This is a genomic window from Azonexus sp. R2A61 (assembly GCF_021401135.1).
Taxonomy (GTDB): Bacteria; Pseudomonadota; Gammaproteobacteria; order Burkholderiales; family Rhodocyclaceae; genus Azonexus.
The window spans coordinates 959,487-973,586 of sequence record NZ_JACBFO010000002.1 but is presented as its reverse complement, the minus strand read 5'-3'; the positions used below and the strand labels follow the sequence as shown (position 1 = coordinate 973,586).

General features: G+C 63.5%; 13 protein-coding genes. 2 read left to right on the top strand and 11 right to left on the bottom strand.

The window, feature by feature from the left end:
* Positions 1 to 3,789, top strand: a 3,789-nt coding sequence (locus tag L0962_RS09680; RefSeq protein ID WP_301332261.1) for a type I secretion C-terminal target domain-containing protein, incomplete at its 5' end; no start/stop codon positions are given.
* Positions 3,790 to 3,855: 66 nt separating this feature from the next.
* Here the strand turns inward: L0962_RS09680 and L0962_RS09675 are convergent.
* A complete protein-coding gene (locus tag L0962_RS09675) occupies positions 3,856 to 4,542 on the bottom strand; it encodes a Crp/Fnr family transcriptional regulator (protein ID WP_234086209.1) in 687 nt (228 codons plus the stop codon).
* Between the two features lie 120 nt (positions 4,543 to 4,662).
* Between L0962_RS09675 and L0962_RS09670 the strand changes: the two genes are divergently transcribed.
* Positions 4,663 to 5,919, top strand: a complete 1,257-nt coding sequence (locus L0962_RS09670) for an NYN domain-containing protein (protein WP_234086208.1) — start codon at positions 4,663 to 4,665, stop codon at positions 5,917 to 5,919.
* A 21-nt stretch (positions 5,920 to 5,940) separates the two neighbouring features.
* Here L0962_RS09670 and L0962_RS09665 read toward each other — a convergent pair whose 3' ends face one another.
* The 10 genes from L0962_RS09665 to tyrS form a co-directional block, all read right to left on the bottom strand.
* Entirely contained in the window at positions 5,941 to 6,453 is a 513-nt protein-coding gene (locus L0962_RS09665) for a hypothetical protein (protein WP_234086207.1), read from the bottom strand.
* 98 nt (positions 6,454 to 6,551) lie between these two features.
* Positions 6,552 to 6,935: an aspartate 1-decarboxylase gene (panD, locus tag L0962_RS09660; protein WP_234086206.1), complete on the bottom strand. Its 384-nt coding sequence runs from the start codon at positions 6,933 to 6,935 to the stop codon at positions 6,552 to 6,554.
* An 87-nt stretch (positions 6,936 to 7,022) separates the two neighbouring features.
* Positions 7,023 to 7,847, bottom strand: coding sequence for a pantoate--beta-alanine ligase (gene panC, locus L0962_RS09655; RefSeq protein ID WP_234086205.1), 825 nt, complete (start codon positions 7,845 to 7,847; stop codon positions 7,023 to 7,025).
* A 16-nt stretch (positions 7,848 to 7,863) separates the two neighbouring features.
* The gene (gene panB / locus L0962_RS09650; protein ID WP_234086204.1) at positions 7,864 to 8,682 is read right to left on the bottom strand and encodes a 3-methyl-2-oxobutanoate hydroxymethyltransferase; all 819 of its coding nucleotides are present in this window, start codon (positions 8,680 to 8,682) and stop codon (positions 7,864 to 7,866) included.
* Between the two features lie 64 nt (positions 8,683 to 8,746).
* Positions 8,747 to 9,223, bottom strand: coding sequence for a 2-amino-4-hydroxy-6-hydroxymethyldihydropteridine diphosphokinase (gene folK, locus L0962_RS09645; protein WP_234086203.1), 477 nt, complete (start codon positions 9,221 to 9,223; stop codon positions 8,747 to 8,749).
* Between the two features lie 45 nt (positions 9,224 to 9,268).
* Positions 9,269 to 10,615 carry a polynucleotide adenylyltransferase PcnB gene (gene pcnB / locus L0962_RS09640; protein WP_234086202.1) on the bottom strand — a complete coding sequence of 449 codons (1,347 nt, stop codon included), beginning with the start codon at positions 10,613 to 10,615 and terminating at the stop codon, positions 9,269 to 9,271.
* 52 nt (positions 10,616 to 10,667) lie between these two features.
* A complete protein-coding gene (locus L0962_RS09635; protein WP_234086201.1) occupies positions 10,668 to 11,336 on the bottom strand; it encodes an HAD family phosphatase in 669 nt (222 codons plus the stop codon).
* The gene (gene hda, locus L0962_RS09630) at positions 11,333 to 11,986 is read right to left on the bottom strand and encodes a DnaA regulatory inactivator Hda (protein ID WP_234086200.1); all 654 of its coding nucleotides are present in this window, start codon (positions 11,984 to 11,986) and stop codon (positions 11,333 to 11,335) included. The genes L0962_RS09635 and hda overlap by 4 nt, the downstream gene beginning before the upstream one ends.
* Positions 11,987 to 11,988: 2 nt before the next feature.
* Positions 11,989 to 12,747 (bottom strand): TerC family protein, encoded by a 759-nt coding sequence (locus tag L0962_RS09625; protein ID WP_234086232.1) that lies wholly within the window; start codon positions 12,745 to 12,747, stop codon positions 11,989 to 11,991.
* A 12-nt stretch (positions 12,748 to 12,759) separates the two neighbouring features.
* On the bottom strand, positions 12,760 to 14,034 hold the full coding sequence (tyrS, locus tag L0962_RS09620) for a tyrosine--tRNA ligase (protein WP_234086199.1): 1,275 nt from the start codon (positions 14,032 to 14,034) through the stop codon (positions 12,760 to 12,762).
* Positions 14,035 to 14,100 lie beyond the last annotated feature (66 nt).

Genomic DNA, 14,100 nt, shown 5'->3' with positions numbered 1-14,100 from the left:
GTGCGCGGGACGGACGTTGGTGTTGGGACGATTGTTGACGACGGCACGTCGGTGCCGCCGCCGGTGACGCCGCCGACGACGCCGCCGACGCCGCCGGTGGACGACCGTCCGACGGTGACGGATGTGTCGGATCCGAGGGAAACGGAAGGCAACAACCTGGACTTCGTGGTGACGCTGAGCAACAAGAGCGAATTCCCGACGACGGTGACGCTGAACCTTGGGAACACGGCGGACCCGACGGATCGTGATGCGACGTTGGGGACGGACACGGGAACGCCGGTGGAGGTCTCGTTCGACGGTGTGAATTTCGTGCCGGTGACGATCGGTGCCGACGGTAGTTTCAGCGTGAATGTTCCGGCGAATGCGACGACATTCACGGTGCGTGTGCCGACGATCGACGACAGCGAGCTGGAATCGACTGAAACCATCCAGCTGACGGCGGGAACGGCACAGAACGCGACGCCGGTGACGGGTATCGGTACGATCCTGGACAACGACATTGCCGACGGTAACGAGTCAGTAACGACCCTGGAGGATACGGATCTGCTGGGTGGCAATTTGCTGACCAACAGCCAGACGTCGGTCGGCTCTGCTCATGTCGTGTCGTTTACCGTGGCTGGCGATAGCCAGACTCATCTGGCCGATGGCTCTTCGGTGCTGATTGCCGGCAAGGGTACGCTGACCGTTCAGGCAAACGGCGATTACTCCTTCAGCCCATACCACGATTACAGCGGCCCGGTCCCGACGGTGACCTATGTGGTGAGCAACGGGGTGAGTACCGATGTGTCGACGCTGAACATCAATGTCACGCCGGTTGCCGATGTGCCGGTCGTTACGGTGGCGATCGGCGATCCGGTCGTGAATACCACGGTGATCAACAATACGAACGCTTTGGCGTCGGGGCAGGGATATACCGTTACCGCATACAACCTTAACGGCACCGACGGCACGGTGAGCGTGGTTCAAAGCGGACCCTCCACCCAGGTCAGCGGCTTCGGTGTGGTTGGCGATGCCGATGGTGGCGCCGCCAATGCGGAAATCGGTCGCCGGGGTTCGCAATCCGAAAAACTGGCGGTGACCTTCGATGACCCTGTGGCCAGCGCAACCATCCAGTTCTCCTGGTTGGCCGCTGCCGAGCGGGCGCAGTATGTCCTTTATGATGCGCAAGGCAACGTTATTGGAACCGGGACGGTTAAGGGTGTGACAGACATCATCGATGCCCCCTTCACTGCTGTTTCTGCCAATGGTGAGTTAATTAGCCGGATTGAATTCACGGCGCCGAACGCCGGTGACGACTATCTGGTTCATTCGATCACTTACGAAACCGGCAAGACCTATCCGGTGACGATTACCGCTTCGCCGAGCGATATCGACTATTCGGAAGAGATTGCCTCCATCACGGTTTCCGTACCGGCAGGGGTAACGCTGTCCAATGGGACGCAGAATCCCGATGGGACCTGGACTTTGCCGCTGCAGAGCGGTGGCGGTTCGTATGCCGTTCAAGTCGATCCGGTCACCAAGGCCGTCACCATCACCGGCCTGACCATGTCGGTGCCGGCCGGAACCCCTGATCCGCTGCAAGTCGTTGTTACGGCTACGGCGAAGGATGGTGCGGATACCGAGGTCGGCACGGGCTCTGCGGTTGCCCTGTCGATTGCTGCCGAGGTCGCGGTTGTTTCGGAAGAAGGCCTCGCGCATGGTATCCAGGATGCGAGCGGTACGTCCGATACCACCAATGCTACGGTTTACAGCGGAACACTCGATGTCGGCACGGCGATCAACAGCGTCTCGCTGGCTTCGCCGACCGTGATCGGTGCGTTGGCCGGCAGTCCCGTGGGTGCCGTACTCACCTCGGGCGGCCAACCCGTCACCTGGAGCGGTGTCGGTACCAGCTCGTTGACCGGTTCTGCCGGTGGCAAGGAGATCATCTCCATCACCGTGGATACCGATGGTCATTACACGGTGACGCTGAAGGGGCCGGTCGATCATCCGGTGTCGGGCAGCGAAGACACCCTGCGCTTCGACATTCCGGTGACCGTCAGCAATGGCAGCAGCAGCAACACTGCCATGCTGAGCGTAGTGGTCGAGGACGATGCGCCGATCGCCGGCACGTTGATCCAGGATGTCGCCGTGACCCAGAACACCAACGTGATGATTGTTCTGGACAACTCGGGCAGCATGGCCGGAACCCGCTTGACCCTGGCCAAGGCAGCGCTGGTCAACCTGATCAACACCTACGATAGCTATGGCGAGGTCATGGTCCAGCTGGTGACCTTCTCCAGTACGGCGAGCAGCAGCAGCCCGGTCTGGGTGACGGCTCAGGATGCCATCGCATTGATCAACGCGGTCGCGGCCACTGGCAACACCAACTACGATGCCGCGCTGGCTCAGGCCATCGCTTCGTGGAGCAATGAAGGCAAGCTGACGACGGTGCCGCCGGGCGGGACGCTGCAGAACGTGGCTTACTTCCTCACCGACGGTGCGCCGAACCGGGGCGATGGCAACAGCACTGCGCTGAACAATGTGGATAGCTCCAGCGACAGCGGCATCAACGCTGCCGAAGAAACGCTCTGGAAGAACTTCCTGACGGCCAACGGCATCAACTCGGTGGCCATCGGTGTCGGTTCCGGCATCAGCACTTCGGCAATGGCGCTGATCGACCCGATTGCCTACAACGGCATTACCGGGACGAACACCAACGCCATTCAGGTGCTCAACGAGAACAACCTGTCGTCCGTGCTCCAGGCAACGGCGATTCCGAGCACCTCCGGGAATCTGCTGACCGGTGCCACGCCGGGTGCGGTTGGTGCCGATGGTGGGCATCTCAGCGTGGTTTCGATCGGCGCCCTGGGCGACCGCAGCACCTATGCCTGGAACGTTGCGAACAACACGATCGCAGTAACCAACGATAGCGGTGCGACGAACACCCATACCTGGGATGCGGCGACGCATACGCTGACGATCACGACCGAGCTGGGTGGTACTTTCGTTGTCGATATGGATACCGGTGATTACTCCTACCGTCCGTCGGCCAGCATGACGGGTACGGCGCAGGAAGTGATCGGCTTCACGCTGGTCGATAACGACGGTGACAGTGCCAGCGGTCAGCTGACGATGAACGTTTCCCGCTACGCCGGCGGTGAAATCAACGGAACCTCTGCTGCCGACACGCTGAACGGTACTGCCGGTGACGACATCATCAACGGCCTGGCCGGCAATGACACCATCTACGGCAACGACGGCAACGACATCATCTCGGGCGGTGCCGGCGACGACAAGCTCTACGGTGGCGCCGGCAATGACCTGCTCAGCGGTGGTGCCGGTAATGACCTTCTGGTCGGCGGTGACGGCAACGACATCCTGTGGGGCGGTGCCGGCAACGACACGCTCACCGGTGGTGCCGGTTCCGATACCTTTGCCTGGACGCTGGCCGATGCCGGCACGACCGCATCGCCGGCGATCGATACGATCACCGACTTCGATACGGCGGCCTACGCCAGCGGTGGCGATCGTCTGGATCTGCGGGATCTGCTGTCGAGCTCGGCAACCACGGCCGATGCTCTCGACAACTACCTGCACTTCCAGTACTCGGGCGGTAACACGACGATCTACGTCAGCACCAACGGCGCATTCAGCAACAACAATGCCGCCGGTGGCCTGCCGAGCAACGTCAGCAGCAACGACGTGCAGCAGATCGTCCTGCAGGGGGTGAATCTGGTGGGTTCCAGCACGACGGACCAGCAAGTGATCCAGAACCTGCTGAACCAAGGCAAGCTGATCACCGACTGATTCCTGCGGTCGACGAAGCAAAAGGGGCGAATTTCGATTCGCCCCTTTTTTATTTCATCACCGCGTTCAGGAAATCAGTGCGCGTAGCCGGTCGACCGCAGGAATCTCGATGCGTCGGCCGCGTACCTCGATCAGGCCGGCGACGACCAGTTCGTGCAGGATGCGCGAGAAATGCTCCTGCGTCAGGTTCAAGCGCGAGGCCACGACGCCCTTGGTGGTTTCCAGTTGAACGCGGGCCGCACCGGTCTGTTCCGGTGGCAGATCGCGCAGCAGATAGCTGACGATGCGTTCCTTGCCGGAATGCAGCGAATTGGCTTCCAGATCGGCCATCAACTGGTGCAGGCGCACCGCCATGCTGGCCAGCATCTTGCGAGCCAGTTTCGGGTCGCGGTCGAGTTCGGCGAAAACGGCCGATTTTGCGACATGTAGCAGATGCGCATCGTCCAGCGCCTGGGCATAAACGATGTAAGGCGTTTCCATGAACATGATCGCCTCGCCGAAACTCTGGCCGGGGCGGATGATCTCGACCACCTTCTCGTTGCCCTGGGCCGACATGAAGGCCAGTTTCACCTGGCCGGTCAGCAACAGGTGAAAACCGAGATTCGGATCGCCTTTGTGGAACAGGATGTCGCCGCGTGCCGCATGCTGTTCCCGGGTGCCGGCCGCGATGCGCGCGACTTCTTCGGGGGTCAGGCTGGAAAACAGCGGCAGCCGGCCGAGCAGGGCGGGGATGTTCAGGAGATTGCCGGACATGGTCGGACTCGGGAATAAGGAAGATGGCGGCATCGTCGCAGGGGCCCTCCGGCGATGCAATACCGCTTTCGCCGTAGCGCAGGCGGTATACTGCCGCCTTGTTCAAATTCAAGGTGTTACATGGCTGCCAATGAAACCGCCAGCATGGCGCTGTTCTGCGATTTCGAGAATATCGCGCTGGGCGTGCGCGACGCGCAATACGAGAAATTCGATATCCGTCCGGTGCTGGAACGTCTGCTGGCCAAGGGCAGCATTGTCGTCAAGAAGGCCTATTGCGACTGGGAACGTTACCGCGGTTTCAAGGCGGCCATGCACGAGGCGAATTTCGAATTGATCGAAATCCCGCACGTCCGCCAATCGGGCAAGAATTCGGCCGACATCCGGATGGTCGTCGATGCGCTGGACCTTTGCTACACCAAGTCGCACGTCGACACCTTCGTGATCATCTCCGGCGATTCCGATTTCTCGCCGCTGGTTTCCAAGCTGCGCGAGAACGCCAAGCGGGTGATCGGCGTCGGCGTCAAACAGTCGTGTTCCGACCTGCTGGTGACCAATTGCGATGAATTCATCTATTACGACGATCTGGTGCGCGACCGCGAGTCGTCGCGTTCGTCCGAGCGGCGCGAGCGCGAAAAACGTTCGCCGGAAGAGGAGGCCAAGCGTCGCGAGAAGATGGAAGAGCGCAAGCAGAAAGCGGTCGAACTGGTGTCGGCGACTTTTGCCGATCTGATGGCCGACCGCGGCGAGGCGGAGCGCACCTGGGCTTCGGTACTCAAGGAAGTGGTCAAACGGCGCAACCCGGGGTTCAACGAAAACTACTTCGGCTTCCGCACCTTCGGCAACCTGCTCGAAGAGGCTGCCAGCCGCGGCTTGCTGGCGGTTGGTCGCGACGAGAAATCGGGCACTTTCGTGACCCGCGCCGTGGCCAGAGCAACCGAGGTCGAAACCGGGGTCGGCGAGGCGTCCGGTTTGCCGGAAGCGCCGGTCGTCGACGCGGCTGAAGCAAAAGACGAAAAGCCGGCCCGGCGTCGCGCTGGCCGGCGTAACCGGCGCGATGCCGATGCGCCGACCATCGAGTCGGTCCCGGTTGCCGGCGAGCCGGAAGCGCCTGTCGATGCCCAGGCGGTCGTCGTGGCACCAGCCCCGGAAAGCGCAGCAGAAGCACTGCCGGCCGGCGAGAAAAAGCGTCGAGGCGGCCGTCGACCGCGCAAGGGTGGCGACGCGCCGGTCGTCGCCGAAACCGCTACCGACGTACCGCCTGCAGCGCTGGCGGATACCACGCCGGCCGTATCGGCTGGCGACGATGCCGAGCCGAAGAAAGCCAAGCGGGCGCCTGCCCGGCCGCGCAAGCCCAAGAAGAAGGAAGCCGCCGACTGATCGTTGGCGTGCCGGGCGTGCTCAGATGACCTTGAGCAGCAGCCCGCGCAACTCCTCCGCACGCCGTCGTCCTTCGCGGGTCTGGACGATGGCGTGGAACCAGGGATCGAACTGCTGGCGCAATTCGTCGTGGGTTTTGGCTGCGTAGGCGGCCTCCACGATGTGCAGATGCGCATAGGGGCCGCAGAAGGTCTTCAGCGTGTTCTGGATGAAGTTGCGCGCCATTTCCAGCTCCTTCTCGTTCGCCGGCGCTGGTGCCGGGCGGAAGGCGGTGATTGCCGGCAGGGGCGTATCCGGTGGCGGGTGATGCCTTCCCGCTTCGTCGGTGAGGCCGGCGATCTCGATGAAACCGCTTTCCTCGAGCAGGCCCAGGGTGTGCTGAAGGTCATCGGTCTGCAGCATCTCGCGCAGTTGTTCGACCGTCCGTCGGCCGTCGACCATGATCAGGACGCGCCGCTGCCGGGGTGTCAGCCCTCCGGATCGCGCGGCGACCTCGACCTGCCCCTTCGGGGTCTTGGCGAAAATGACGCCCATCTTGTCTCCATTGTTTTGTGAATATTGTCAGGCCATTGTAACCAAAACAAAAAACCCGCCGGAAGGCGGGTTTTCACCGAACGGAAACGGGCGTTCGCTCAGGCGGCCGCCTGGACCGGAATCTTGTGGCCGCGGCGGGCGATGCGGTTCTGCGAATCGACGTAGATCAGTTCCGGCTCGTGCTTGGCCAGTTCGACTTCGTTGTAGATCGCGAAGGTGGCAATGATCAGGATGTCGCCGGGTGCGGCGCGACGGGCAGCCGAACCGTTGACCGAGATGACGCCCGATCCGCGTTCGGCACGGATCGCATAGGTCGTGAAGCGTTCGCCGTTGTTCACGTTCCAGATGTCGATCTGCTCGTATTCCTTGATGTTGGCAGCTTCAAGCAGGTCTTCGTCGATCGCGCAGGAACCCTCGTAGTGCAGGTCGGCGTGCGTCGTGGTCACGCGATGCAACTTGGATTTCAACATCGTTCTCTGCATGGTTTCACTCATCCGGAGAGTTGGGGAAGCGCATTTTAACGGCAACAGACCCTCTGTCAACCGCCATAATTATGATTTTCCCGCAGTTCATAGCTCGATATTGTCGATCAGCCGCGTGTTGCCCAGGCGGCTGGCGGCAAGGACCACCAGTGGGGCGTTTGCGGATTCGGGCGGGGTCAGGTCGGACTGTTGTCGCACCGCAACATAATCGGTCTTCCAGCCGGCTGCGGTCAACTGCTCGATGACGGATTTTTCCAGTTTTACAAAATCCGTCTCACCGCAACGGACCGCCTGACGAAGTTCGCACAACAGACGGTACAGGCGCGGTGCCTCGGCGCGTTCGGCGGCGCTCAGGTAGCCGTTGCGCGACGACAGCGCCAGACCGTCGTCGGCACGCACCGTTTCGCCGCCGACGATGTCGATCGGCATGGCCAGCTGGCGCGTCATGTTGCGGATCACCATCAGCTGCTGATAGTCCTTTTTGCCGAACAGCGCGACCTGCGGCTGCACGCAGTTGAACAGTTTGGTCACGACGGTGGCGACGCCGCGGAAGTGACCCGGGCGGAATTCGCCGTCGAGCACATCCTGGATGCCCGGCGGTTCGATGAAGTATTCCTGCGGCTCGGGATAAAGATCGGACTCGGTCGGCGCGAACAGTACGTCGACGCCGGCTGCCGCGAGCTTGTCGCAATCGGCCTGGAAAGTGCGCGGGTACTTGTCGAAATCCTCGTTCGGACCGAACTGCAGCCGGTTGACGAAGATCGAGGCGACCACCGTGTCGCCGTGGGCACGCGCCTGCTGCATCAGGCTGATATGGCCGGCGTGCAGGTTGCCCATGGTCGGCACGAAGACGATGCGGCCGCGCGGCTTGAGCGCGGCACGCAGGTCGGCGATGGCGGAATGGATGTGCATGGCGTTTCCGTGAAGATCAGGCGGAATAAGTATGTTCCGGGCCAGGATAGCTGCCGTCCTTGACGGCGGCGACGGCACGGGCGGCGGCGTCGGCGATCGAGCTGGCGCCATCCATGAAGTTGCGGACGAACTTGGCCTTGCGGCCGGGCGGGATGTCGAAGGCGTCGTGCAGCACCATGACCTGGCCGGAACAGTCGCGGCCGGCGCCGATGCCGATGGTGATGATCTGCAGCATGGTGGTGACTTCGGCGGCGAGTGCGGCAGGAATCGCTTCCAGCACGATCATCGTCGCGCCGGCCTGCTGCAGCGCCAGCGCGTCTTCCTTCAGGCGCTGCGCGGCGGCTTCGCCCTTGCCCTGGACCTTGTAGCCACCGAGCACGTGCACCGACTGCGGCGTCAGGCCGAGGTGGCCGCAAACCGGGATGCCGCGGGCGACCAGGAAGCGCACCGTCTCCGCCATCTCGGCACCGCCTTCCAGCTTGACCATCTGCGCGCCGGCTGCCATCAGCGTCACGGCATTGCGGAAAGCCTGCTCGGGCGACTCCTGATAGCTGCCGAAGGGCATGTCGGCGAGTACGAACCCGTGTTCCGAACCGCGTTTGACGGCGGCCGTGTGGTAGGCGATGTCGGTAACGGTCACCGGCAGCGTCGTGTCGTGGCCCTGGATCACGTTGCCCAGCGAATCGCCGATCAGCAGACATTCGACGCCGGCGCCGTCGAGCAGGCGCGCGAAGCTGGCGTCGTAGCAGGTGAACATGACGACTTTCTCGCCAGCCTGGTAAAGCTTGGCCAGATCGGCCTGGGTCAGTCGGCGGGTGATGGTTTGTGCGGACATGGATGACTCGCTGTCGTGAAACGGACGCCTAGGATACACAGCGACGCCCGGTGTGCAAGCTGGGTTAAAGGCGGCGGATGCCCTGGTTGGCGACGGCCGGTAGCCAGGCGGCCAACGTACCGCGGCCGGGAATGCGCAGCGCCGGTGCAAGCTCGGCCAGCGGTTGCAGCACGAAGGCGCGCAGGTGCAGGCGCGGATGCGGCAGGGTCAGGCGCGGTGTATCGAGCACCTGTTCATCGTAGAGCAGCACGTCGAGATCGAGTGTGCGCGGACCGTTGCGTTCGGCACGCACGCGTCCGAAATCCTGTTCGATGGCGAGCAGGGCGTCGAGCAGGGCTTCCGGTGCCAGCGTGGTGTCGAGGCAGGCGGCGGCGTTGACGAATTCCGGTTGCGTCTCTATGCCGACCGGCGCCGTGCGGTACAGCGCCGAGCGGCCGCGCAGCGTACTCTGCGGCAGGCCGGCCAGCGCCGCGAAGGCGGCTTCGACAGTGGCGACAGGATCGCCGAGGTTGGCGCCGAGGGCGACGTAGGCAAGGCTCATCTGCGGTCTACGGGGATTTTCGGGAAAAAAGCCGGTCGACCGCGCTCAGGCGGCGTCGCTGCGGTCGACGGATTCGCCGGCCGGTTTCTTGCGCCGACGCCGGCGTTTCTTCTTGTCGGCACCGGTGTCCGGCAGCAGCATCTGGCCGCGTTTTTCACCGTCGGCATTCTGGAAATGCGACCACCATTCGACGACGTCCATGTCCAGCTCGCCGGCCTGTGCGCGCAGCAGCAGGAAGTCGTAGCCGGCGCGGAAGCGCGGATGTTCGAGCAGCGCATACGGCCGCTTGCCGGCGCGTTGTTCGAAGCGCGGCTGCAGGGCCCAGATGTCCTTGATGTCGCCGGCGATGCGGCGGGTGATGGCGAGCTTCTCGCCCTGCACGTCGAGCACCGTATCCATCGCCTGGAACAGCGCCGGAATCTTCGATTCGCCCTTGGCCTTCAATTTGTCCCAGTGCGCCAGCACCTCGTGCCAGAGCAGCGTGGCGAACAGGAAGCCGGGTGAGGTGCCCTTGCCGCGGCGGACGCGCTCGTCGGTGTTGGCCAGTGCCAGCATGACGAACTTCTCGCCCATCGGCTGTTCGAGGATCACGTCGAGCAGCGGCAGCAGGCCGTGGTGCAGGCCTTCGTCGCGCAACTGCGTGATGCACTTGACCGAATGGCCCGAAGTCAGCAACTTGAGCATCTCGTCGAACAGGCGCGCGGCCGGCACGTTCTCGAGCAAGTCGGCCATCTCGCGGATCGGCTTCTTGGCTGCCGGATCGATCGATAGACCGAGCTTGGCGGCCAGCCGGACGGCGCGCAGCATGCGCACCGGGTCTTCGCGGTAGCGCGCGCGCGGCTCGCCGATCATGCGCAGCGTCTTCGCTTTCAGGTCGCCGACGCCGTGGTGGTAGTCGAGCACCGTTTCGCTGCTCGGGTCGTAGTACAGCGCGTTGGCGGTGAAATCGCGACGGGCGGCGTCTTCGGCCTGGGTGCCGAAGACGTTGTCGTGCAGCACGCGGCCGTGCTCGTCGGTTTTGGTGTTTTCGTCGAGTTGACCGCGGAAGGTGGTCACTTCGATGACCTCCTGGCCCATCATCACATGGACGATCTGGAAACGCCGGCCGATGATGCGCGAGCGGCGGAAACAGCGGCGCACCTCTTCCGGCGTGGCGTCGGTGGCGACGTCGAAATCCTTGGGCTCGGCGCCGATCAGCAGGTCGCGCACGGCGCCGCCGACGACATAGGCCTTGAAGCCGGCTGCCTGCAGGCCTTCGCAAGTACGCCGGCTGCCGCTGGACAGGCGATCGCGGGTGATGCCGTGGCTGGAAACGGGAATGACGGCCGGTTCGCCGAATCGGGCGGCCGGTTTCTTGCCGCGCAGGACGCGGGAGATGAATTTTCGGATCACGGGTGGGGCGGAAGCGGCGACAGCGTCGTCCGGACTGCGGAAAACCGCGATTTTACCGCAGACTGATGATTTTCCAGCCCATTTCCGTGGCATGCGCGCGCAATTTATCGTCCGGGTCGACGGCGACCGGTGTCTTCACCCGTTGCATCAACGGCAGGTCGTTGTGCGAATCGCTGTAGAAGCTGGTGTTGGCGAAACTGCCCCACCACAGGCCCTGGGCCTCCAGCCATTGTTCGACGCGGACGATCTTGCCGCCCTGGAACGACGGTACGCCGGTCGGCGCGCCGGAAAATGCACCGTTACCCACGTCGACCGCAGGAATTGCGCCGATCAGGTGGGGAATGCCGAATTCGCGGGCGATCGGGCCGGTGACGAAGCTGTTGGTGGCGGTGACGACGACGCATACGTCGCCGGCCGCCAGATGTTCGGCGACCAGGGCTTTCGCCTTGGCGGTCATGATCGGCCGGATGTGGCGTTCCATGTACTCGGCGTGCCAGGCGTCGAGTTCGGCGCGCGGGTGGCGGGCCAGCGGTTGCAGCTGGAAGGCGAGGAATGCCTGGATGTCCAGCGTGCCGGCCTTGTACTGCTCGTAGAACTGCCGATTCTTCGCTTCCTGGAGCTCGCGGTCGACGACGCCGCGCGAAATCAGGAACTGCGCCCATTCGAAATCCGAATCGCCGGCCAGCAGGGTGTTGTCGAGGTCAAAGAGGGCGAGATTCATGACGAGGTTTCCTGGGTGAGCAGTTCGCGCAGCAGCGGCAGCGTCACCGCGCGTTTGTGTTCGAGCGTGTAGCGGTCGAGGGCGACGACGAAGTCGGACAGCGTGCGCATGTCGCGCGGGGCGTGGCGCAGCAGGTAATCGATGGCTTCCGGGCCGAGCTTGAGGGCGCGGTCGCGGGCCTGGGCGGCCAGCGCTTCGGCCTTTTCGGCATCGGACAGCGGCTGCAGCCGGTAGATTAGCCCGGAGCCCAGCCGGGTGCGCAGGTCCTCGCGCAGCGCCAGGTGTTGCGGTGGCTGGCCGGCTGCGGTCAACAAGCGTCCGCCGGCCATTTTCAGCCGGTTGAACTGGTTGAACAGGGCGATCTGGCCGGTTTCGTCGAGCGACTCGACGTTGTCGACCGCCAGCAGTTCGTCGTCGCCGGCCGTTTTCAGCGCCGGGTCGCGTGCGGCGTCGATGTAAGCGAAACCGCTGGCCTGCAGCAGGTGGCTGCGGCCGCAGCCTGGCTCGCCGTACAGATAGAACGAGGGATCCTCGGTGGCGCCAGCCAGCCAGGCGGTCAGCGCGGCAACCGTTTCGGCATTGGTGCCGGCAACGAAGTTGTCGAGGCCGGGCGGGCTGTCGGGCAGCAGGTCGAGCAGGAGCTGGCGCACGGTCAGCCGCCCTGTTCTTCCCGCACGTAAGGTTCGCGCAGGTCCACCGGCTTGCCCGCGCTCTTGCGCAGGCGGATGTTGAGCATTTCGACGGCGACCGAGAAAGCCATCGCGAAGTAGATGTAGCCCTTCGGCACATGGTGGCCGAAGCCGTCGGCGATCAGCACGACGCCGACGACGACGAGGAAGGACAACGCCAGCATCTTGATCGTCGGATGGTCGGACACGAAACGGCCGATGGCGCCGGCGAACAGCATCATCAGGCCGACCGAAGCGACGACGGCGGCGATCATCACGCCGACTTCGCGGACCATGCCGACGGCGGTGATGATCGAATCGAGCGAGAAGACGATGTCGATCATCATGATTTGCAGGATGACGCCGGCGAAGCTGTTGGCGACCTTGCGCGATGCTTCGCCTTCCTCGCCTTCGAGCAACTGGTGTACTTCGCCGGTGCTTTTCCAGATCAGGAACAGGCCGCCGCCGATCAGGATGATGTCGCGGCCGGAGAAGCCGTAGCCGAAGACGGTGAGCAGCGGTTCGGTCAGGCCGACGATCCACGACAGCGCGACGAGCAGGCCGATGCGCATGAACATCGCCAGGAACAGCCCGAGCTTGCGCGCCACTTCGCGCGTTTCCTTCGGCAGCTTGTCGACGATGATCGAGATGAAGATGATGTTGTCGATACCGAGCACCAGCTCCAGCGCGGTCAGCGTGAAGAAGGCGATCCAGATTTCGGGCGAGAGAAGGAAGTCCAAGATGGCTCCGGAAAGTTATTGCCAGCGCAGCATCGCGTACTGCTTCTTGCCGCGACGCAGGATGGTGAAGCGACCGAACAGGCGTTGTTCGCCGACGATGCGGTGGTCGAGCGCGTCGGCCTTGTCGCCGTTGATCGTCACGCTGCCGCTCTGGATGAAGCTGCGCGCTTCCGATTTCGACTTGGCCAGGCCGCTTGCCGCCAGCGCGTCGATCAGGCCGTCGGCGGCGCTGTCCAGCGCGATGCCGGGCATGCCGTCCTGCGCCAGTTGTTCCAGGTCGTTTTCGGTCAGATCGAGCAGTTGACCGGAGAACAGGCATTCGGTGATGCGCCGGGCGGCCATCAGCGCCTGTTCGCCGTGTACCAGACGGGTGGCTTCCTCGGCCAGGATGCGCTGGGCTTGCGGCTTGCCGCCATCGGCCTTGTCCGCCGCCTCGATCTCATTGATGCGGTCGACCGGCAGAAAAGTGAAAAACTTCAGGAACTTGTAGACGTCGGCATCGGCCGTGTTCAGCCAGAACTGGTAGAAGGCGTAGGGTGAAGTCTTCTTCGGGTCGAGCCAGACGGCGCCCGATTCGGTCTTGCCGAACTTGGTGCCGTCGGCCTTGGTGATCAGCGGCACGGTCAGGCCGTAGGCCTGCGTCTGGTGCAGGCGGCGGGTGAGGTCGGTGCCGGCGGTGATGTTGCCCCACTGGTCGGAGCCGCCGACCTGCAGCACGCAGCCGAAACGCTTGTACAGTTCGGCGAAGTCGTAGCCCTGCAGCAGCGCGTAGGAAAACTCGGTGTAGGAAATGCCCTGGTCTTCGCGTTCCAGCCGCTGTTGCACCGATTCGCGCTTGATCATCGAATTGACCGAGAAGTGCTTGCCGATGTCGCGCAGGAAATCGAGGCAGTTCATCGTGCCGAACCAGTCATGGTTGTTCGCCATCAGCGCCGCGTTGTCACCCTCGAAACTGAGGAAGGGCGAGACCTGGCCGCGGATGTTGTTCACCCAGCCGGCGATCACGTCGGGCGTGTTGAGCTTGCGTTCGGTGGCCTTGAAGCTGGGGTCGCCGATCATGCCGGTGGCGCCGCCGACCAGCGCGATCGGCCGATGGCCGGCCTGCTGGAAGCGCTTGAGGATGAGCACCGGCACCAGATGGCCGAGGTGCAGGCTGTCGGCCGTCGGATCGAAGCCGCAATACAGCGTCACCTTCTTCTCGATCAGCATCTGGTCGAGCGTCGCCGCGTCGGTCAGTTGCGCGATCAGGCCGCGATCATGCAGATCCTGAAGAAGGGGGGACTGGTACATGGCGAATGGCTCCAGGGGCGAAGTGCCGCCCTGACGGGGCGGCACCGGAAAAATCGGACCCGAGAT

Bases quoted from the DNA above. Each gene is read 5' to 3' on its own strand.
- L0962_RS09675 (WP_234086209.1), bottom strand. From the start codon at position 4,542: ATGTCCGGCAATCTCCTGAACATCCCCGCCCTGCTCGGCCGGCTGCCG.
- L0962_RS09670 (WP_234086208.1), top strand. From the start codon at position 4,663: ATGGCTGCCAATGAAACCGCCAGCATGGCGCTGTTCTGCGATTTCGAG.
- L0962_RS09665 (WP_234086207.1), bottom strand. From the start codon at position 6,453: ATGGGCGTCATTTTCGCCAAGACCCCGAAGGGGCAGGTCGAGGTCGCC.
- panD (WP_234086206.1), bottom strand. From the start codon at position 6,935: ATGCAGAGAACGATGTTGAAATCCAAGTTGCATCGCGTGACCACGACG.
- panC (WP_234086205.1), bottom strand. From the start codon at position 7,847: ATGCACATCCATTCCGCCATCGCCGACCTGCGTGCCGCGCTCAAGCCG.
- panB (WP_234086204.1), bottom strand. From the start codon at position 8,682: ATGTCCGCACAAACCATCACCCGCCGACTGACCCAGGCCGATCTGGCC.
- folK (WP_234086203.1), bottom strand. From the start codon at position 9,223: ATGAGCCTTGCCTACGTCGCCCTCGGCGCCAACCTCGGCGATCCTGTC.
- L0962_RS09635 (WP_234086201.1), bottom strand. From the start codon at position 11,336: ATGAATCTCGCCCTCTTTGACCTCGACAACACCCTGCTGGCCGGCGAT.
- tyrS (WP_234086199.1), bottom strand. From the start codon at position 14,034: ATGTACCAGTCCCCCCTTCTTCAGGATCTGCATGATCGCGGCCTGATC.